The following is a 19,953-nucleotide window of genomic DNA, read 5'->3' as shown; positions in this document are numbered from 1 at the left end:
GCGCGCTTGACCGGAGCCATTTCGAGACAGGCCCTAGGACCGGTCACGAAGTGGGCCGGGACTTCGCTACAGGTAGAGGCCGAAGAACTCCTCGGGGTGGTCCAGCAGCGGGGGCAGGTCGTCGGCGGTCAGCGTGACCAGTTCCTGCCTGGTGGGAGGCGCCTGCTCGGTGCCCTTGTCCCTGCCCGCGCCTTTCTTCGCCGCCGGGTCCTTCGTGAGGGCGACGGCGGCGGAGGCGACCCGGTCGGCCTGGTTCGCGACGGCCACGTCCAGCATGTTGCGCATCAGGCGGCCGTTGCCGAACGACGGGCCGCGGGGCGCGCGGCGCAGCATCGAGCGCAGCACGTCCTCGGTGCCGGGGGCCAGCTCGAAGCCGTCGGCGGCGGCGAGCTGGCCGAACACCGTGATCAGCTCGTCGTCGCTGTAGTCGGGGAAGTGGATCTGCTTGGGGAACCGGGAGTCCAGGCCGGGGTTGGCGGCGAGGAACTCGGCCATCTCCTGCTCGTAGCCGGCGACGACCACGACGAGGTCGTCGCGGTGGTCCTCCATCAGCTTGACCAGCTCGGCGATCGCCTCGTGCCCGTAGTCGCCCTTCAGCGGCGACTGCGTCAGCGTGTACGCCTCGTCGATGAACAGGACGCCGCCGACCGCGCGCTCCACCAGGCGGCGCGTGCGGGGCGCCGTCTGCCCGATGTACTCGCCGACGAGGTGGGCGCGGGACGCCTCCACCAGGTGCCCGGACGACAGGACGCCGAGCCGCTTGTAGATGCGGCCGAGCAGCCGGGCCACCATCGTCTTGCCGGTGCCCGGGTTCCCGGTGAACACCATGTGCCGGGTCGGCGGGGTGATCCGCAGGCCCGACTCGCTGCGCAGCCGCGCCGCGTGCGTGCCCGCGACGAGCAGCGCGATCTCGTGCTTGACGGTCTCCAGGCCGGTGAGGTCGCTCAGCTCGGCCAGCGGGTTCCCCGCGGCCTGCGCGGTGTCGAGCGCGGCCGGGACGTCCTGCTTGCGGACGACGAGCGCGGCGCCCGGCTCGCCGGCCTCCAGCCGGGCCCGTGCGGCGGCGACGACCTGGTCGGCGAGGTGCGGCGCGAGGCGGGCGTTGCGGAGCGTCTGCGTCGGCGGGGTGGCGGCCAGCAGCGCGCCGGCCGCCTCGATCGCCGGGCGGGTGCCGCGGGCGCCGCGGGCGTCCAGCGCGCGGCGGAACAGCTCGGCGTGGCCCGCCGCCGTGAACGGCCGGGTGCGGGCGATGCGGAACCGCTGCGGCAGGACGGGATTGATCTCGCGGATCCGCTCCTCGCCGCCGGCGTCGCACAGCGCCACCAGGTTCAGGTCGGGGTGGACGGCCAGGAGCCGGTGCAGCTCGGCGGCCAGGGCCTCGCCGTTGCCGGGGTCGGCGACGATCCCGTCCAGGCCCTCGATGATCAGCAGCCGGTCGCCGGCGCAGTCGCGGGCGTCGGCGTGCAGCTTGGCGACGGCGTCCGACAGGCGCTGCCCGGTGAACAGGTTGTCGGTGACCCAGTGCGGGTCGCGGCCGAGCGCCAGCGCCTTGCCGAGCTCCTGCGCGGCGTCGCGCTTGCCGGTGCCGTCCGGCCCGCTGATCAGCAGCCGGACGGGCGCGCTGCCGCGGGTCAGCTCGGCCAGCGCCTCGGTGACCTCCGGCTGCTCGACCAGCGACGTGGCGATCTCCGGCCGCCCGCCGGCGGCCGTCCCGGGCGCGGCGCCGGCGGCGGGCACGCTCGTCAGCGTCTCGGTGAGCGGGTTCACGACGCGGCGGCGCGGCGCGTACAGGCGGCGCAGGTCGGTCTGGAACTGGCCGACCGGGATCCACTCCGCCTTCGGGAACCACGGGTCGCCCGGCAGGCCCTGCACGATCGCGATGAACCGCATCGCCATGTCGAGCCAGCCGCGGCACGCGTCGGCGGCGCCCGCGACGAGCGCCCGGACGAGCCACGCCCGCGTCCGCTCCTGCCACGCGCCCGCCTTGAACCCGCGGCGCTCCGCGGTGAACCGCTGGAGCAGCTCGCCGTACCGGTCCTCGCCGAGCGCGACCGCGAGTTCGGCCGGGACCTGCTCCATGCTGCCCTGCAGCAGCAGCTGGACCAGGTGGACCTCGACGGTCTCCTCGCGCGGCGCCGCCTCCATCAGGTGCTCGTAGGACGCGAGCAGGCCCGCGCAGACCCACTCCAGGTAGCCGACCGGGCCGAGCAGCTCGGGCACCGCCGCGACGATGTCGTCTCCGGCGTGCGCGTGCCAGTGCTCCCGCAGTTCCGTCTTGGGCAGGTTGACGTCGCAGACCGGCGGGTCGTCGTAGAGGCGCAGCAGCGCCTTGCGGCGCTCCTCCAGCGGCTCGATGCCCTCCAGCACCGACAGGCAGTCGCGGGCCAGCTCGATCGCCAGCGCCCGGTCGGGCGCCTCGATGAGCCAGTCCACCGGGGGCCGCCACCGCCCGCCCGGCGCGTCCCAGCGGGTCATGCGGGTGCTCAGCGGGCCGGGGTTGACCAGGTGCCGGTGCAGCAGCCGCTCGGGGAGCTGCGACCACGACCCCGCCTTGATCGCGCCGCCGCCCGGCAGGAACGCCAGCATGCCGAAGATCTCCGCGGTGACGAGCGACGCGGGCAGCGTCAGCAGCTTGTGCTCGTCGGTGGTCAGCTCCACGGCCCGCGGGTCGGCCGCCAGCCCGTCGATCCGTGCCGAGATCTCCTCGAACAGGCCGTCCGGGACGCGCCACGGGCCGTGCGAGTAGACGTCGAGCACCGGCTCGTCGGTGAGCAGTAGCTCCAGATGCTCTGGCAGCCGCAACGAACACTCTCCAAGAACGTCCAAAACAGGGGTACAGCTTATGTTTTCAGAGCGGGTGCTGTGGCGCCCGGGCCGCACCGCCCGTTCAGGGGCGGCGGAGCGACTCCACGGCGATCCGGGCGGCGGCGCCGATGACCGCGTCGGCCTCCGGGAGGACGGCGACGGGCACCATCGACCTGGTGAAGACCGCCACCGCGTAGCGGGCCCCGTCGGGGTACTCGACCGCGCCCACCTCGTTGCGCAGGGTCGGCAGGGTGCCGGTCTTGCCGCTGACGACGACGTCGTCGTAGGGGAACCCGGACGACAGGCGGTGCGGCCACACCTGGAGGCCGAACAGGCGGCGCATCGCCGCCGACTCGGCGGGCGGGGCGGCCTCGTCCCGCCAGATCATCGACAGCAGCCGGGTCATGTCGCGGGGGGTGCTGCGGCTCGTGCGCAGCGGGTCGAGGGCGCGCAGCCGGCCCTGGACGCCCGGCTCGTCCAGCCGCGCCCAGACCTCGGCGACGCTGTCCGCGCCGGCGTCGGCGAGCAGCGACTCGTGCAGGTCGCGGCCGTTGCCCTCGATGACGGTGTCGCGGAGCCCGAGGTCGGCGGCCGCCGCGTTGACCGCGTCCAGGCCGACCCGGTCCATCACGACGTCGGCGGCGGCGTTGTCGCTGACGGTGATCATCAGGCAGGTGAGGTCGCGCAGCGACATGCGGACCTCGTCCAGCAGCGCCGACACCCCGGTCGGCCCGGCGGTGCGGTCGCCCGGGCGCAGCGTGACCTGCTCGGCCGGGTCCAGCACGCCCTCGGCGGCCTGCCGGTGGAACGCGACGAGCAGCGGCACCTTGAACACCGACGCGAGCACCACCGGCTCGTCGGCGCCGACCGCGACGTCCCGCCCGGTGTCGATGTCGACGACGTGCAGGAACCCGGTCACGCCCGCGGACCGGAACGCCGCATTGATCCGCTCGGCCGCGCTCGCCCTCCTGAGCGGCACCTCGCTCATGCCAGGAACCCGGAGGACGGGCGCGGGACGACCCGGCGGGCGGGGGCCCGGTCGAGCGGCGCCATGCCGGCCTCGCCGCGCAGCACCGCGGTCGCGACGGCGGTGAAGTCGGCGATGGCGCGGGCGTGCTCGGGGTCGCGGGCCCGCCGCCAGGCGCAGGACGTCCGCCAGGCGAGCGGCTCGCCCGCCAGCGGCCGCCACACCACCCCGGCGGTGTCGTCGGTGCGCGGGACGAGCGCCACGGCCGACCCCGCGAGGACGAGTCCCAGCGCGAATCCCGGATGCCGCGCCTCGTGGACGGCCGCGGGCGCGTACCCGTGCCGGCGGCAGCCCGCGAGCACCTCGTCGTGCGCGCCGGGCGCCTCCTCGCGCGGCGGGACGACGACGTCGCGGGTGCCGAGGTCGGCCAGATGCACCTCCGGGGGCGCGCCCGGCCGCGCGGCGCGGTCCCCGGCGGGCAGCAGCACGCCGAGCGGCTGCGCCAGCATCGGGCCGAGCTCCAGCCCGCGGGCGTCGCACGGGTGCCGCACCACCCCGGCGTCCAGCGCGCCCTCGGCGAGCGCGCGGATCTGCTGGTCGGTGCCCGTCTCGCGCAGGTCGAGCCGCAGGTCCGGGCGGCGCTCCCGGAACGCGGCGATCAGCGCGGCGACGACCCGGCCGCCGAGGTCGCTCGGCAGGCCCGCGCGCACCGTCCCGACCTCGCCCAGCCGGGCGCGCTCGGAGACGGAGTAGACGCGGTCCACGCGGGTGAGGATGTCACGCGCCTCCTCCAGCAGCAGGCCGCCGGGCGCGGTGAGCCGCACCCGCCGGCTGGACCGGTCGAACAACCGCACGCCGAGCTCCTTCTCCAGCCGCTGGATACGCTGGCTCAGCGGCGGCTGCGCCATGCCGAGACGCTCGGCCGCGCGGCCGAAGTGCAGTTCTTCGGCCACGACGACGAAGCACCGCAGATGCCCGACCAGGTTCACGACCAGTGATGATACCAAAACGGATATTCATCTGGACCGATATCAATCTTGGACTTTTTGGGCGACGCCTGGTGTTCTGGTGCCCCCCAGCGGTCATCCGCGCCTTCGCGCGGATCGCCCGGCCGTTGGGTCTGTCAGGGGGAGAAGGAGTTCGACGATGCGCCGATCCCGTGTGCTCGCCGTCGCCGCGGTCGTGGCGGCGATCGTGATCGTGGGGGCGGGGGCGGTGTGGTTCCTGCGCGACGGTGACGATCCGAGGGACGCCGCGGAGCGCTACCTCGCGGCCTGGAGCGGCGGCGACGCCGCGGCGATGAAGGCACTGACCGACCGCCCGCCCGCCGACTTCGAGACGCGGATCACCCGGATGCGGGACGACCTCGGCGTCGTCAGGCAGCGCTACACGGTCGCCTCCGTGGGACGTCCCAAGGGCGACGCGGTCGGCGGGGCCTACAGCGCCGAGGTGACGCTGGCCGGCGACCGGACGTGGAAGTACGACGGGTCGCTGCCGATGGTCAAGAAGGACGGCGACTGGCGCGTCCGCTGGTCGCCGCAGGTCATGTACCCGGAGCTCAAGGAGGGGCAGCGGCTGCGCGCGTCGCGCGCCTGGCCCGACCGCGCCCCCGTGCTCGCGGCGGACGGCAGCGACCTCGGGTCCTCGCCGTCCGGGTCCGCGCGGCAGCTCGCCGGGCAGGTCGGCCCCGTGTCCGCCGAGGCGGCGGGCAAGCTCGGCGCCCCGTACCGCAAGGGCGACCCGGCCGGCGTGGACGGCCTCCAGCAGCAGTACGAGCGCCGCCTCTCCGGCAAGCCCGCGCTCGCCGTGCAGATCGTGGACGCCGAAGGCGTCCCGGTGAAGACGCTGCAGCGGTTCGGCGGCGCCCAGGGCGAGCCCGTGAAGACGACCATCGACCCGAAGGCGCAGGCCGCCGCCGGGCAGGCGGTCGCCGGGGCGGCCAAGCCGGCGTCCATGGTGGCGCTGCGCCCGTCCACGGGCGAGATCCTCGCCGTGGCGAACCAGCCCGGCGGCTACAACCGGGCGCTGATGGGCCGGTACCCGCCGGGCTCGACGTTCAAGGTCGTCACGGCCGCCGCGCTCGTCGCGGGCGGCCTGTCCCCGGGGTCGAACGTCGCCTGCCCGGCGACCACCGCGGTCGGCGGCCGGTCGTTCCACAACTACAAGCACGAGGACTTCGGGACGGTCCCGCTCCGCGAGGCGTTCGCGCACTCCTGCAACACCACGTTCGCGCGCCTCGCCGTGGACAAGCTCGGCGAGAAGCGGCTCGCCCAGGTCGCCGCCCAGTTCGGGTTCAACGCCCCGATCATCGCGGGGCTCCCCGCGGTCCGCGCCGCGTTCCCCGACAACAAGGACGACACCGCCTTCGCCGCCGCGTCCTTCGGGCAGGGCCAGGTGCTGACCAGCCCGCTGAACATGGCGAGCGTCGCCGCGGCCGCGGCCGACGGGACCTGGCGCTCGCCCCGCCTGGTCGAGGCGTCCCTCGCCGCGCGGGCCGCCGACGCCGGAGGCCGCAAGCCCGAGCCGCCGAAGCGGCTGGAGCCCGCCGTCGAGAAGGCCCTGCACGCCCTCATGCCGGCCGTCGTCAGCGAGGGCACCGCGTCCGGCGTCGACTTCCCGTCCGGCACGGCGGGCAAGACCGGCACCGCGGAGTTCGGCGAGGGCGACGACCCGCCGACCCACGCCTGGTTCATCGGGTACCGCAAGGACGTCGCCTTCGCCGTGATCGTCGAGGGCGGCGGCACCGGAGCCGAGGCCGCCGCGCCCATCGCCGCGAAGTTCCTCAGGGCGCTCTGAGCCGCGGGCGGCCTCTGCCGCGCGCCGCCCCTGGTGCCGGACGTCCGGCACCAGGGGCGATCGTCGTGCCACGGGCTTCTAGCGGAGCGCGCCGGCGAGGACGCGGGCGGTCTGGGCGACGGCCCTGTCGTCCGTCTCCGCGTCGGCGGTGAGCCCGTTCGTGGTGATCACGATGACCAGCGGGGCGCCGGACGGCGGCCATGCGATCGCGATGTCGTTCGCGGTGCCGTAGACCCCGCCGGTGCCGGTCTTGTCGCCGACCGTCCAGTTCTTGGGGAGCCCGGCTCGGATGCGCTTGTCCCCGGTGACGGTCGCCTTCATCCAGTCGATGAGCTGCTTGCGGTCGGCCGGGACGAGCGCGTCGCCGACGGTGAGGGCCCGCAGGTCGCCCGCCCACGGGCGGGGCGCGGTGGTGTCGCGCAGTTCGCCCGGCTTCCAGATGTTGAGGTCGGTCTCCCAGCGGTCGCTGCGGCTCACCGTGTCGCCGAGCGAGCGGAAGAAGGCGGTGAGCCCGGCGGGCCCGCCGATCTCCTTCAGCACCAGGTTCCCGGCGGTGTTGTCGCTCTGGGTGATGGCCGCGTGGCACAGGGCGGCGACGGTCATGCCGGTGTCCACGTGCTTCTCGGTCTCGCGGGAGCCGGCGACCAGATCGTCCCTGGTGTAGTGGATCACCTTGTCGAGCAGGCCGGGGTCGGTCTGCCGGGCCTTGCGCAGCACCGCGCCGCACGCCATCGCCTTGAACGTGGAGGCGAACGCGAAGCGCTCGTCCGGCCGGTGGGAGACCTTGCGCCCGTTGCCGGTGTCGATCGCGAAGGCGCCGATGCGCACGTGGTGGGTCGCTTCGAGGCGGCCGATCTGCTTGGTGACCTTCGCCTGCACGGGGTCGACGGCGATCGCGGACGCGGCGCTGCGCGGCGCCGCGCTCCGCACGTCCGGGTCCGCGCCGGAACCGCAGCCGGCGAGGCCGGCGATGGTCGTCAGGGCGAGAGCGGCGGCGCCGAGCCGCCGGTCGCGGATGCTGTGGGTCGTCATGCCGGAGAGCAGACCAGAGCCGCGAACGGCATGTCCAATATTGATATGGCGTGCGTCTCGATATGCGAACGCATATACCGCTGCGCTGACCTCGCCGGACGCGGCGGGTCAGAGCCAGTCGCGCACCTTGAAGATCACGTAGAGGGAGAGGCTGCAGACGACGACGATGACCGTGCTGGCGATGAAGCCGGAGTGCTGGGAGAACCCCGGGTAGGGGACGTTCTGCCCGTAGAACCCGGTGACGGCGGTCGGCACCGCGATGATCGCCGCCCAGCTGGTGACCTTCTTCATCACCTCGTTCATCCGGTTGCCCTGCAGCGCCAGCCGCGTCTCCAGCAGGTCGGCGACGAGGTCGCGCAGGCCGTCGGTCGACTCCCCGACGCGCAGCGTGTGGTCGTAGACGTCCTGGAAGTAGGGGACCAGCGGCGGCGGGACGATCTTCAGGTCGCGGCGCAGCAGCGTGTTGAGCACCTCCCGCATCGGCAGCGCGATCCGCCGCAGCGCGGTGAGGTTCTTGCGCAGCCGATAGCTGCGCCGCTGGATCTCCTTGACCGGGAACGCGTCGTCGAAGACGAGGTCCTCGACCGCGTCGGCCTCGTCGTCGAGCGCCTGGACGGCCGTCAGCTGCAGGTCGATGACCAGGTCGAGCAGACCGTAGAGCAGGAACGCCGCGGTCGGCTCGTCGAACCCGGCGTGCGGGGTCTGGTCCCAGCGGCGGACGAGCGCGTCGACGTCGAACCCGCGGTCCTGCCGGACCGTGACGAGGGCGCGCTCGCTGAGGAACGCCGACACCTCGTGCATCGCCAGCTCGCCGTCGGTCACCACCGGGACGTAGACGTTGAGGAACGCGTACCCCTCGTAGCGGTCGAGCTTCGCCCGCTCGTGCCGGGACACCGCGTCCTCGACGGCGACGGGGTCGAGGCCGAGCTCGTCGCTGACCACGTGGAGGTCCTCGCGCCGCGGCGCGCACAGGTCGAGCCACACGACCATGTCCGGGCGCTCCAGGTAGTCGCTCAGCCGCGCGACGGGGAAGCCCTCCGCCTCGATCGCGCCGCCGCGCCAGGCTCGCGTCCGCGGCGGCGCGGAGCCGATCCGGTTGGCCGGATCCTCGTCGAAGTCGGTCTCGGATGGATGGGATCCCATGCGCGCCTTATACCCCTGCTTTCCCAGAAGAAGAGAAGCCGGGGCGAGCCGGACCGCCCGGGCCGTTCAGCGGGCGCGCGGCGGTGCCGTGGAGCCGCGGACGACGAGCTCGCCCGGCAGGACGCGAGGGGCCGGGCGGCGGCCGCCGAGGAGGTCGAGGAGCGCCGCCATGCCCTGCGCGCCCAGTTCCTCGGCCGGCAGCCGGACGGTCGTCAGCTCGGGTTCCAGCGCCGTCGCCAGCAGCACGTCGTCGAAGCCGGTGACCGACACGTCGGACGGGACGTCCAGGCCCAGCGCGCGGGCCGCCTTGTACGCGCCCGCCGCGATCAGGTCGTCGTCGCAGACCAGGGCGGTCGGCGGCTCGGGGCCGGTGAGCAGCCGCGTGGCGGCGTCCTTGGCCGAGGCGACGTCGATCGCGCAGCCGGCCCGGGTCAGGACGCCGTCGGGCAGGCGCGCGACGACCTCGGCGAGGGCGTCCGCGCGGGCGTGGAACGTCCACTGGTCCAGGGCGGCGGCCACGTGCCCGATCCGGCGGTGGCCGAGGTCCGCGAGGTGCGCCGCGATCTCCCGCATCCCGTCGGCCACGCCGAAGTCGACCGTGGGGGCGGGGGCGCCGGGCCGCCCGTCCGGGCCGCTGTCCAGCATCACGACGGGCGTCTCGCGGAACTCGCCGAGCGTCCGCGCGGCCATCGAGGACGCGAGGACGCCGTCGATCGCCTCGTCCGGGGCCGCGAACGGGCCGTCGGCGCGGCCCGCCGCGTCGTCCGGCCAGGTCGAGACCACGACGCCGAAGCCGTGGTTGGCCGCGACCCGCGCGGCGCCCGTGTACACGGGGCCGAAGAACGGCGCGGTCAGGGTCGGCACCATCAGCAGGACGGTCCGGGTCGTCCCGAGCCGCAGGTTCCGGGCCGCCTGGTTGGGCCGGTAGCCGAGCCGCTCGGCGGCGTTCCGCACGCTGCGCGCGGTCTCGGGGGAGACGCGCCCGCTCCACTTGCCGCCCAGCACGAGCGAGACCGTGGACTGCGAGACCCCGGCCTCCTGAGCCACGTCCTTGCTGGTGGGACGGCTGATCGCCGGCACCTGCGCCTCCCTGGCGGATCGGGCTAACGAAATCAGACTAGAACGGGAGGACCCGGAGGTGGTACGTATGACGGAGGTAATACGTATGACTCACATTTAGAACGGGATCCGGGGGCCATCGAATGCGCGGCTACGTCGTCTTCCTGCGAAGGCCCTACGCGGGACGGCTGCTCGGCGGCACCCTCCTCGGCCGGCTGCCCAACGGGATGGGCATGCTCGCCGTCGTCCTGCACGTCCGCGCCGACGACGGCGGCTACCCCCTCGCCGGGACCCTCGCCGCGGTCCTCGGGCTGTCGACCGCCGCCGGGCAGCCCGTCCTCGGCCGCGCCATGGACCGCTACGGCCAGCCGCGCGTCCTGCTGCCCGCCGCCTGCGCCTCCGCGGCCGGGTTCGCCCTGCTCGCCGCCGTCGGCGCGGCCCCGCTCCCGCTGGCGGTCGCCGCCGTCTTCGCCGCCGGGTTCGCCACCCCGCCGCTCGAAGCGGGGCTGCGCGCCCTGTGGCCCGACGTCCTGGACGGCCCGGAGCAGGTCGACGCCGCCTACGCGCTCGACGCCGCCGCCCAGGAGCTGCTGTTCACCCTCGGGCCGCTGCTCGTCGTCGCCGCGGCCGTCGTGAACACCGAGACCGCGCTGCTGATCACCGGCGCCCTCGGCATCGCCGGGACGCTCGTGGTCGCGCTGTCCGGGCCGTCCCGCCGGTGGCGGGGACGGCCGCGCGCCTCCGACTGGGCCGGGCCGCTGCGCTCGCCCGGCCTGCGGGTCCTGCTGCTGTCGCTCGCCTGCGCCGGGATCGCGCTCGGCGTCTACTCCGTCGCCGTCGTCGCCTACGCCGAGGACCTCGGCCGCGACCTCGCCTCCGGACTGCTGCTGGCGTGCATGGCGGGCGGCGCCCTCACCGGCGGGATCGTCTACGGCGCCCGGCGGTGGGCGGGCGAGCCGCACCGGCGGCTGCCCTGGCTGCTGGCCGCGCTCGCCGCCGGGTACCTCCCGCTCGTCCTCGCGCCGGGCCTGCCCGTCATGTCGGTGCTCGCGTTCGTCTCCGGCGTGTTCCTCGCCCCCGTGCTCGCGTGCAGCTTCACGCTCGTCGACCGGCTCGCCCCGGACGGGACCGTCACCGAGGCGTTCGCGTGGATCGTCGCGGCGATCGGCGCGGGCGGCTCCGTCGGCTCCTTCGTCTCGGGCGTCGGGCAGGACGCCGCGGGCGTGCCCGGCGCGTTCGCCGGTGCCGGGGTCGGGGGCGTCCTGGCCCTGGCCCTGTGCCTGCTCGGCGCGCGGACGCTGCGTCCCGCCGCGGCCCCGGCCGTCACCGCGGACGCCGCCGCCCGGCTGTGACGGCCCGGCCGGGGGTCAGACCCAGCGGTCGAACCACATCCGCGACTGCCAGTCGTCGTAGGGGATCGTCTGCGCGGACAGGATCGGATGGAAGTACGCGAAGTTGGCCAGCACCACCAGCAGGAACGCCCCCGCCGCGGCGGCGCCGATCAGCCGCCGGACCCCGGCGACCTGGCCGGGCGCCGGTTCCGGGGCGGCGGGCGTCTCCCAGGGCAGGCCGGGAGGCGACGCGTCGGAGGCCCGCTGCGGAGCGGTGAGCTCCCCGTCGTAGCCGCTCTCGCCGGGACGCGCCGCATGCGCGCCCGCCACCGAGGCGGGCGCGGGACCTATCAGGTAGCCCAGTACCAGGACGACCGCCAGCACCATGAACGGGATCAGCGGCGTCGCGTAGAACAGGAACATCGTGCGGTCGGCGAACGCCGACGGGAACCAGGTCAGCCAGCCCGCGAGGAAGCCGAGCAGGATCGCCCCCGCCCGCCAGTCCCGCAGGATCAGCCAGAGGAACACGACCACGGCCAGCGCGACCAGCGCCCCCCACCACAGCGCGGGCGTGCCGATCCCGAGGATCTCGCGCGAGCAGCGGGTCGCGCCGCCGCACGCGCCCTTCGGCTCGGTGTAGAAGAACGCGACCGGACGGCGCAGGATCGGCCAGTCCCACGGCCACGACTGATAGGGGTGCTTGGCGTCCAGACCGGTGTGGAAGCCGAGCATCTCCGAGTGGTAGTGCCACAGCTTCGGCATCGCCTCGAACGGCCGCCACAGCGGGTTGCCGGAGACCTCGCCGCGCCCCCAGCCGCCCGGCCTGAAGATCCAGCCCCACCAGGTCGCCAGGTACGCGAGCAGACCCGCGACGACGATCTGCACGAACGCCGGGACGGCCTCCAGCAGCATCGTCCCCTGCAACGGGGCCCGCACCCCGGCGGCGCGGCGGGCGCCGTAGTCCCACAGGACGGTCATGACCCCGAACGCGGCGACGTAGAAGACCCCCGTCCACTTGGTGGCGCAGGCGAGGCCGAGGCAGACGCCCGCCCCCCACCGCCAGCCGTGCGCGAGGAACGGCCCGTACACCGAGGTCCGGCCCTGCTCGATCCGCTCGGCGAGCACGCGGCGGGACCGGTCCCGGTCGTTCACCAGGCAGGCGAAGCCCGCGAGGACCCAGAACATGACGAAGACGTCCAGCAGCGCGGCCCGGCTGGTCACGAACGCCAGGCCGTCCAGCGCCAGCAGCAGCCCGGCGGCGCAGCCGAGCAGCGTCGAGCCGGTCATCCGGCGGGCGAGGCGGCACAGGATCAGCACCGACAGCGTCCCGACCAGGGCGGGCACGAACCGCCATCCGAACGGCGTCGCGCCGAACATCCACTCGCCGATCGCGATCATCCACTTGCCGAAGGGCGGGTGGGCGACGAACGCGGGCCCGCTGCCCCAGATATGGGCGTCCGGATCGGCGATGAGCATCTTGTCGGCGTTCTCGACGGTGTTGTGCTCCCAGCCGAACCTCAGGAGGGCGAGCGCGTCCTTGGCGTAGTAGGTCTCGTCGAACACCACGGCCTTCGGCGTCCCGAGCCGGTCGAACCGCAGGTACGCGGCGAGCGCGGTGACCAGCAGCGGGCCCAGCCAGGACAGCAGCGCGCTGCCGGGGATCGCGGGCGCGAGCCATTCCCGCAGCGGAGGGGGCCTGCGCCGGGACGCCGTGGCCGGGACCGGAGCCAGATCCGTCGTCGACATCCTGCGAGTTTATTTGCACTTGCCGCCTCCTTCAGGACCTCGGGGCCTTCCCTGGGACAATGAGCCGCGTGACGGGACGAGCTGGATGGGGGCCGTGATGGAGGCGGGGACGGGAACGCTGCGGCTCGCGGCGGCGCCGATCGGGAGGCCCGAGGACGCCTCGGCCCGGTTGCGGGCCGCGCTCGCGGAGGCGCCGGTCATCGCGGCCGAGGACACGCGGCGGCTGCGGCGGCTGGCGGGCGATCTCGGCGTCGAACTGGCCGCGCGCGTCGTGTCCTACAACGACGTGAACGAGCGGGAGCGGGCCGCGGGCCTGGTGGAGGACCTGCTCGCCGGACGGGACGTGCTGGTCGTCACGGACGCCGGGATGCCGGGCGTGTCGGACCCCGGGTACCGGCTGGTGCGCGCCGCCGTCGCCGAGGGCGTCCCGGTGACGGTGCTGCCCGGCCCGTCCGCGGTCACGACCGCGCTGGCCGTGTCGGGGCTGCCGACCGACCGGTTCTGCTTCGAGGGGTTCCCGCCGCGCAAGCCGGGGGAGCGGGCCCGCCGCCTGGAGTCGCTCGCGGGAGAGCCCCGCACGATGGTGTTCTTCGAGTCGCCGCGCCGGCTGCCCGTCAGCCTCGCGGCGATGGCGGAGGCGTTCGGCGCGGACCGTCCCGCCGCGGTGTGCCGCGAGCTGACCAAGACCTACGAGGAGGTCCGCCGCGGGACGCTCGGCGAACTCGCCGCGTGGGCGGGTGACGGCGTCCTCGGCGAGATCACGGTGGTGGTCGGGGGCGCGCCCGAGCCGCGGGGGCTGACGGACCCGGCGGATCTGGCGGCGGCCGTCGCCGCGCGGGAGGCGGCCGGGACGCCGCGCAAGCAGGCCATCGCCGAGGTCGCCAGGGAGAACGGCGCCCAGAAGCGCCTCGTTTACGACGCCGTTGTCAAGGCCAGGAAATAGTCACCCCCCACAGAGCGATCCAAACGGGTTTCTCCCGGGCATAACCGATCCGGTGGCCTCCGGCCGCGGCATCCGAGGGAGCAGACCAGGGGCGCCGAAGAGACGCGCGGAAGATGGTCTGTGAGGGGTGAGTGCCGTGCACGAGGCGTGGACGAACCACGAGGTGTGGGGCTTCGAGTGTCTGCACTGCGAGGGCGCCTGGGACGAGGAGTTCCAGGTCCGGCATTCCGGTGACGGGCACGGCAACGCGGCCGTCGTCTACTGGCGCCAGGGCCAGCCCTGCACGACGCCCTGGATGGACCGCTCCTGCCCGGGCTGCGGCAGCCAGAACGTCAAAGCGCTCTCGGCGAGGGACGGCATGCACGACGAGGCGCCGATCGCCCGCAGCGGCAGCGACGTGGCGATGGTCTTCCACCTGCGTCACTTGCACGCCTGGTAGCGGTCAGGCCGGTCAGGCCGTGACGCGGGCGGCCTCCTGCGACTCCTGCGACTCCTGGGGCGTCGGCTCGACCGGCGGCGTCGCCTCGCCCTTGCCGCGGCCGATGAGGCGGCGCGTCCAGCCGGCCGCCGTCGCGCGGGCCTCGGGCCTGAACGCCAGCCCGGCGGCGAGCGCCGCCAGCGGGACGGCCGGCAGCACGTACCGGTAGTCGAACTCGGCGGTGGCCGCGGGCGCGAGCAGCAGCCCGGTGGCGAGCGTCCACGGCAGCAGCGACTCGCCGCCGAAGCGGCGCCACAGGGGGACCAGCCCGGCCAGGCCGATGAGCAGGATGCCGCCGACCATGGTGCCGCGCAGGTAGAAGACGTCCTGGTAGCCGCGGGCGGCCCCGGCGAACGGCTCGACGACCTGCGTGCGGGCGTTGCCGTGCTCGTAGCCGCGCGCGTCCTGGGCGGCGGTACCGCCGCCGGGCATGTGCCAGTCGGGCAGCGGCCTGCTCTTCTTCTCGAACTCGTACTGCGAGTACGTCGCCGGATCGGGGAACACCGTGCGCTTCCACTGGAAGACGCGGAGGAAGTCGTGCGCGACGACCTGCGCGTAGTCGAGCGGCTGGGCGGCGATGGCCCGCTTGGCGAAGTCGTTGCCGAGCTTGTTGTTCTCGGGGCTGAACCGCGTGCCGGTGTAGCGGTTCAGCGGGGAGCGGGCGTTCCAGATGCCGTCCTGCGAGTTCGGCAGCCGGTTCGCGGGCTCGGTGCACAGCGGGTACTCGCTGACCGGCAGGTCGTCCATCTTGTGGCAGTCGGCGAACTTGTAGACCCGGGCGTACAGGAAGATCCCGTTGCTCTCGGTGATCGCGAACTTGTCGCTCTCGGCCTTGTACCAGCCCATGTAGCCCAGCACCGGCAGCAGGCAGGCGACCAGCGTGACGGCCATGAGCCGCCAGCCGCTGCGGCGGATGAGCATGTACACCAGCACGCCGAGGAGCACCGGCATCCCCACCGAGCGGGTCAGCCACGCCATCCCGATGATGAGCCCGACCGCCGCGGCGATCTTCCAGGACGGGCGGTCGCGCCACAGCAGCAGCGTGACCGCGCACATCACCAGGAAGGTGAACGTCGTGTCCGACAGCACCAGGTGTTCGAGCTGCAGCTGGTAGGCGTCCAGCAGGACCGGCGCGGCCGCGAGCGCGGCGCCCCAGCCGGGCAGCCCGAACCGGCGCCGCAGCAGCGCGTAGATCATCACGCCCATGGCCAGGCCCATGAGGTGCTGGAGCCCGGCGACCAGCGCGAAGCTGTGGAAAGGCTTGAGAACGAGCAGCAGGAACGAGTACCCGTCGGGCCGCAGCGGGTGCGGATACGGGTCCATCGCGACGTTGAGGTAGTCGAAGCTGTCGTTGAAGAACATCACCGGCTGGTAGCCGAGCATCGCCACCAGGCGGAGCAGTGCCGCTATGGCAATGATCACACTGAAGACCGGGTTGCGGCGCGCCAGCGTCCACAGCCCGCGCCCGCGCCCGCGGCCCGCCTCCGCACTGTCCCCGGGCACGTCGTCACCCAGGTCCGCCGATTCCGGACGTGCCTTTGTGTCCGTTTCCGGGCTGTCCTTAATGGACTCGCCGCAATCGGCGACCGTTATGCCGGATTCCAGGGGCCCCGGAGCGGAATCGGATGCGACGTTGCCGGATCCTGACGGAGTCTTGCCCGACTCCGGGACGGTCTTCGCGTCCCCGGGCGTGTCGCCCGGAGCGTCCGGTGCGGCCGTCGCCGAGGCGGACGCGGCCGCCGTCGCCAGGGCCGTCCCGCCCTGCACCGACCCGTCGAGCGCGGTGCCCCGCGGCGTTTCCCCCGCCACTGCCGCACCTTCCCTTCGATGTCCGGCCCCCGGTCCGGTGGCATTGCGTTGGTCCAGGGCACTACCTTCGTCCACGGCACTGCGTCCTGCGGCGCGCGTCACAGCCGCCCACCCTTTCCGGGCCGCCGTGCCCGTATGCTTGACGTCCTAACATGCCGCCCGCGACGGTGCCGGATAGGGTTTTCCGGTTGCAAGTGGGCAACACGATACGGGTGCTCTTGACGAGAGCGGCCATCATGCCCCGCCCTCGGCGGGCATCATGAACGCCGACGGGCCGTCCCGATGAACAACACGCGGAACAACAGAGATTAGTGGAAAACGCCGCAGACGGTCAGCAGGTGTAACAGGGTCACCAAGGGTAACGACGCCACCAGGGGTAATGAAGGAGATCGCGTGGAACTCTCCGTAGTGATGCCATGTCTGAACGAGGCCGAAACGGTCGAGACCTGCGTCCGCAAGACCATCGGCTTCTTCGAGGACAGCGGCATCGACGGCGAGGTGGTCATCGCCGACAACGGCAGCACCGACGGCAGCCAGCAGCTGGCCCGTGACGCGGGCGCCCGCGTCGTGCCGGTGGTCGACAAGGGCTACGGCAACGCCCTGATGGGCGGGATCCGGTCCGCGCGCGGCCGGTACGTCGCGATGGGCGACGCCGACGACTCCTACGACTTCACCACCCTCGGCCCGTTCCTGGACGAGCTGCGCGACGGCGCCGACCTGGTCATGGGCAACCGGTTCAAGGGCGGCATCGCCGACGGCGCCATGCCGCCGCTGCACCGCTACCTCGGCAACCCGGTGCTCAGCTTCGTCGGCCGGCTGTTCTTCGGCAGCAAGATCGGCGACTTCCACTGCGGGCTGCGCGCCTTCGACAAGGAAGCGATCATGCGGCTCGGTCTGCAGACCGGCGGCATGGAGTTCGCCAGCGAGATGGTCGTCAAGGCGACCCTGCAGGGCTACGACATCCGCGAGGTGCCGACCACGCTGTCGCCGGACGGCCGGACCCGCGCCCCGCACCTCAACACCTGGCGCGACGGGTGGCGCCACCTGCGCTTCCTCATGCTCTACAGCCCGCGCTGGCTCTTCCTCATCCCCGGCCTGGTCTTCATGATGCTCGGCCTGGTCGCCGGGGTCGCGCTGTCGACCGGCCCGGTGACCGTCGGGGACATCGCCTTCGACGTCGACACGCTGGTCGGCGCCTCCGCCGCGCTGGTGATCGGCTTCCAGGCGGTGCTGTTCGCGCTGCTGACGAAGGTCTACGCGATGCAGGAGGGCTTCCTCCCGCACGACCGCCGGGTGCAGAAGGTCATCGACTGGTGGAGCCTGGAGCGCGGCCTGCTGCTCGGCGGGCTGCTCGCGGCCGCGGGCCTCGCCGGCCTCGTCGCGTCCCTGCTGCACTGGCGGGTGAACAGCTTCGGTGAGCTGGACCCGCGGCACTCGCTGCGCATCGTCGTCCCCGCCGCGACCGCGCTGGTGATGAGCTTCCAGGCCATCTTCGCCTCGCTGTTCGTCAGCATCCTCGGCATCCGCCGCCGCCAGCACCCGCCGCTCACGGACCCGGCCGAGGAGGCCGCGGGCGTCGTCGACGCCGCCGCGCGGAAGGTCGCCAGGGACGAGGCCGCGAAGGCCGAGCGCGCCGAGAAGGCGGCCGAGACCGACGTGAAGACGGATGCGAAGACCGAAGTGAAGACCGACGCGAAGACCGGCGTGAAGGCCGACGCGAAGGTCACCGCCGCCAAGGCGGGCGCGACCGCGTCCGAGGACGGCGACGAGGACGGTCGCTGAGCGTCTCCGGGCCGGGCTCGGACGCCCCGCCCGCACTGTGACAGGCTTGTCCGTCGATGGATCTTCTCACCCCGGTCGTCCGCGCCCGGCGCGCCGCGCGCCGGTGAGCACCCGCATCCCGCAGGGCTCCGCGCGCCCGGACGCGCCGCCCGGACGCGCCGCCGCCCGCCCGCCCGCCTCCCCGGCTGATCCGGCCGCCGCGCCGCCGCGCGTGGACCGCCGCCGCTGGGCCTGGCTCTTCGCGCTCGGCTGGGTCGCGCAGGTCGCGGTGCGCCTCTGGCTCGGCTCGGGGCAGACGGTGCCGGTGGCGACGCCGGACGAGTCGGGCTACCTGTTCGCCGCCCGCGTCCTGACCGGCGGGCCCGACGCCGACATGTCGTTCGGGACGGTGTACCGCGGCGGCTACCCGCTGCTGCTGACGCCCGCCTTCTGGGTCGGCGAGGGCCCCGTCGGGGTGTACCGCGCCGCCCTGGCGATCAACGCGCTGGTCAGCGCGGCGATGCTGCCGCTGGCCTACCTGCTGCTGCGCCGGCTGGCGGTGCGGCGGCGCTGGTCGTACGTCTTCGCGCACGTCACGGCGCTGCTGCCGTGCGTGCTGTTCTACTCCGGGTTCGTGCTGACCGACGCGATCCTGCCGGTGCTCGTGGTCGGCTGGCTGCTCCTGGCGCACACCTGGCTGACCGCCCCGCCCCCGGCGGGGCGCCGCTCGTCCGTCCGGCTGACGCTGGCCGGTGCGGGCGCGTCCCTGCTGGTCGCCTACGCCTACGCCTGCCACACCCGCGGCGCGATCCTGCTGCTCGTGCACGCCGCGCTGCTCGGCGCCGCCCTGGTGTTCCGGTGGCGGTCCTGGCGCGCCGTGGCCGCCGCCGTGCTCGCCCTCGCCGCCGCGACGGCCGCGGGGATGCTGCTGAACCGGTCGCTGCTGCCGCACATGTACCCGCAGGGCGACAACGACCTCGGCGGCAACGTCGTGAAGCGCCTCACCACCCTCGACGGGTGGGGCTGGATGCTCTCGCTCGGCACCGGCCAGGTCTGGTACCAGTCCGTCGCGACCGGCGGTGTGGCGGCGCTCGGCCTCGTCGCGACCGTGTTCCTCGCGGTCCGCCGCGCCACCCCGGGGCCGGTGCGGGCGCTGGCGCTCGCTGTCGTCGGGCTCGTGGCGGGCATCGCGTTCGCGACGTCGGCGGCCCTGCCCGTCGAGTACCGCATCGGCAACTACGTGTACGGCCGCTACCTGGCCAGCGTCACGCCGGCGCTGTTCGCGGTGGGCGTCACCGTACTGATGCGCGCCTCGCGGCGGACGCTGCTCTGGGCGGCAGGCGCGGCGGCCGTGCTGACGGTCGGCGCCGCGAGCGTCGTCCAGTGGTACGCGGGCGGCCTGCTCAGCCGGTACACCTACACGGCCTACGACTTCCCGGAGACGTCGTTCCTGACCTGGGACTGGACGGCGTTCCACCTCTGGCGCGCCACGTCCGCCGGGTTGCTTCTGCTCGCGCTGTCGGCGGCGGCCGTCCTGCTGCGGCCGCGCCGCTCGAAGGGCCCGCTGCTGCTGGCGGGCCTGCTGGCCGCCGTCGCGCTCGCCATGTGCGTCACCGCGACCGAACGCATCGCGCAGCCGCTGGTGCGCGCCGAGACGGCCTACACCGACCTGCGGGGCACCGTGGACCTGGAGAAGCAGCGGTCCATCGCCGTCGACTGGAACATCTGGTGGACGATCCGGCTCTCCCAGTACTACTGGGCCTGGTGGAGCGACGGCAGCGTCTTCGACGCGCGCTGGACCGCGCCGCCGCAGGACGCCGACCTGGTCGTCCTGGCCTGGCCGAAGAACGCTCCACCGACCGCGTCATGGCCGAAGGGCGCCCCGCCCGGCTGGCACGTCGTCGCCAGCCGCCGCACCGCCGAGGGCGACTGGGTCGCCTGGCTGCGTGGCTGAATTACAGAGCTGTGTTCTCACAGTCCCGGCCCACTCGCTCGCCTAGCGGCTCGCTACGTGACCTGGCCTGGGCGAACGCGGCATCGCTTCGCGATCTGCCCGGTTCCGCTCGCCTCCGGCTTCGCTCCA

At 73.8% G+C, this 19,953-nt stretch carries 14 protein-coding genes; 6 read left to right on the top strand and 8 right to left on the bottom strand.

The features are described from left to right. Positions 1-66: 66 nt before the first annotated feature. The 3 genes from AB0C84_RS41290 to AB0C84_RS41280 all read right to left on the bottom strand — a co-directional run bounded on the left by AB0C84_RS41290 (position 67) and on the right by AB0C84_RS41280 (position 4,761). A complete protein-coding gene (locus tag AB0C84_RS41290) occupies positions 67-2,802 on the bottom strand; it encodes an AAA family ATPase (RefSeq protein WP_361077094.1) in 2,736 nt (911 codons plus the stop codon). A gap of 85 nt (positions 2,803-2,887) precedes the next feature. After that, the gene (locus AB0C84_RS41285; RefSeq protein ID WP_179844041.1) at positions 2,888-3,793 is read right to left on the bottom strand and encodes a serine hydrolase; all 906 of its coding nucleotides are present in this window, start codon (positions 3,791-3,793) and stop codon (positions 2,888-2,890) included. Further along, positions 3,790-4,761: a LysR family transcriptional regulator gene (locus AB0C84_RS41280; RefSeq protein ID WP_258941059.1), complete on the bottom strand. Its 972-nt coding sequence runs from the start codon at positions 4,759-4,761 to the stop codon at positions 3,790-3,792. Before AB0C84_RS41280 ends, AB0C84_RS41285 begins: the two co-directional genes overlap by 4 nt. Before the next feature lie 157 nt (positions 4,762-4,918). Here AB0C84_RS41280 and AB0C84_RS41275 point away from each other — a divergent pair, with 157 nt between their 5' ends. Then, positions 4,919-6,568, top strand: coding sequence for a penicillin-binding transpeptidase domain-containing protein (locus tag AB0C84_RS41275; RefSeq protein ID WP_361077089.1), 1,650 nt, complete (start codon positions 4,919-4,921; stop codon positions 6,566-6,568). Between the two features lie 78 nt (positions 6,569-6,646). Here AB0C84_RS41275 and bla read toward each other — a convergent pair whose 3' ends face one another. The 3 genes from bla to AB0C84_RS41260 form a co-directional block, all read right to left on the bottom strand. After that, positions 6,647-7,600, bottom strand: a complete 954-nt coding sequence (bla, locus tag AB0C84_RS41270) for a class A beta-lactamase (protein ID WP_361077087.1) — start codon at positions 7,598-7,600, stop codon at positions 6,647-6,649. Between the two features lie 108 nt (positions 7,601-7,708). Next, on the bottom strand, positions 7,709-8,743 hold the full coding sequence (locus tag AB0C84_RS41265; protein WP_361077084.1) for a magnesium transporter CorA family protein: 1,035 nt from the start codon (positions 8,741-8,743) through the stop codon (positions 7,709-7,711). Positions 8,744-8,809: 66 nt separating this feature from the next. Continuing rightward, a complete protein-coding gene (locus AB0C84_RS41260; protein WP_361077081.1) occupies positions 8,810-9,823 on the bottom strand; it encodes a LacI family DNA-binding transcriptional regulator in 1,014 nt (337 codons plus the stop codon). A 122-nt stretch (positions 9,824-9,945) separates the two neighbouring features. Here AB0C84_RS41260 and AB0C84_RS41255 point away from each other — a divergent pair, with 122 nt between their 5' ends. Continuing rightward, positions 9,946-11,154, top strand: a complete 1,209-nt coding sequence (locus AB0C84_RS41255) for an MFS transporter (protein WP_179844035.1) — start codon at positions 9,946-9,948, stop codon at positions 11,152-11,154. Between the two features lie 15 nt (positions 11,155-11,169). Here the strand turns inward: AB0C84_RS41255 and AB0C84_RS41250 are convergent, their stop codons facing one another. Further along, positions 11,170-12,879: a phospholipid carrier-dependent glycosyltransferase gene (locus tag AB0C84_RS41250; RefSeq protein ID WP_361077078.1), complete on the bottom strand. Its 1,710-nt coding sequence runs from the start codon at positions 12,877-12,879 to the stop codon at positions 11,170-11,172. Between the two features lie 85 nt (positions 12,880-12,964). On the opposite strand from AB0C84_RS41250, the gene rsmI reads away from it, so the two are divergent. Together rsmI and AB0C84_RS41240 are read left to right on the top strand one after the other, a co-directional pair. Further along, the gene (gene rsmI, locus AB0C84_RS41245) at positions 12,965-13,822 is read left to right on the top strand and encodes a 16S rRNA (cytidine(1402)-2'-O)-methyltransferase (protein ID WP_361077075.1); all 858 of its coding nucleotides are present in this window, start codon (positions 12,965-12,967) and stop codon (positions 13,820-13,822) included. A 127-nt stretch (positions 13,823-13,949) separates the two neighbouring features. Next, positions 13,950-14,261: a hypothetical protein gene (locus AB0C84_RS41240; RefSeq protein WP_361077072.1), complete on the top strand. Its 312-nt coding sequence runs from the start codon at positions 13,950-13,952 to the stop codon at positions 14,259-14,261. Positions 14,262-14,273: 12 nt separating this feature from the next. Here AB0C84_RS41240 and AB0C84_RS41235 read toward each other — a convergent pair whose 3' ends face one another. Next, positions 14,274-15,803 (bottom strand): hypothetical protein, encoded by a 1,530-nt coding sequence (locus tag AB0C84_RS41235; protein WP_361077070.1) that lies wholly within the window; start codon positions 15,801-15,803, stop codon positions 14,274-14,276. 699 nt (positions 15,804-16,502) lie between these two features. On the opposite strand from AB0C84_RS41235, the gene AB0C84_RS41230 reads away from it, so the two are divergent. Together AB0C84_RS41230 and AB0C84_RS41225 are read left to right on the top strand one after the other, a co-directional pair. Beyond that, positions 16,503-17,891, top strand: a complete 1,389-nt coding sequence (locus tag AB0C84_RS41230; RefSeq protein WP_361077067.1) for a glycosyltransferase family 2 protein — start codon at positions 16,503-16,505, stop codon at positions 17,889-17,891. Between the two features lie 103 nt (positions 17,892-17,994). Beyond that, the gene (locus AB0C84_RS41225; protein ID WP_361077064.1) at positions 17,995-19,824 is read left to right on the top strand and encodes a hypothetical protein; all 1,830 of its coding nucleotides are present in this window, start codon (positions 17,995-17,997) and stop codon (positions 19,822-19,824) included. Positions 19,825-19,953 lie beyond the last annotated feature (129 nt).

It is taken from the genome of Actinomadura sp. NPDC048955, from assembly GCF_040649435.1.
In the GTDB taxonomy this organism is placed as follows: Bacteria; Actinomycetota; Actinomycetes; order Streptosporangiales; family Streptosporangiaceae; genus Spirillospora; species Spirillospora luteofluorescens.
Note: the sequence above shows the minus strand (reverse complement) of the source record. Positions and strands in the feature narration are given on the sequence as shown.

Excerpts from the sequence above, each read along its gene's own strand:
- AB0C84_RS41285 (WP_179844041.1), bottom strand. The coding sequence starts at position 3,793 with ATGAGCGAGGTGCCGCTCAGGAGGGCGAGCGCGGCCGAGCGGATCAAT.
- AB0C84_RS41275 (WP_361077089.1), top strand. The coding sequence starts at position 4,919 with ATGCGCCGATCCCGTGTGCTCGCCGTCGCCGCGGTCGTGGCGGCGATC.
- bla (WP_361077087.1), bottom strand. The coding sequence starts at position 7,600 with ATGACGACCCACAGCATCCGCGACCGGCGGCTCGGCGCCGCCGCTCTC.
- AB0C84_RS41265 (WP_361077084.1), bottom strand. The coding sequence starts at position 8,743 with ATGGGATCCCATCCATCCGAGACCGACTTCGACGAGGATCCGGCCAAC.
- AB0C84_RS41255 (WP_179844035.1), top strand. The coding sequence starts at position 9,946 with ATGCGCGGCTACGTCGTCTTCCTGCGAAGGCCCTACGCGGGACGGCTG.
- AB0C84_RS41250 (WP_361077078.1), bottom strand. The coding sequence starts at position 12,879 with ATGTCGACGACGGATCTGGCTCCGGTCCCGGCCACGGCGTCCCGGCGC.
- rsmI (WP_361077075.1), top strand. The coding sequence starts at position 12,965 with ATGGGGGCCGTGATGGAGGCGGGGACGGGAACGCTGCGGCTCGCGGCG.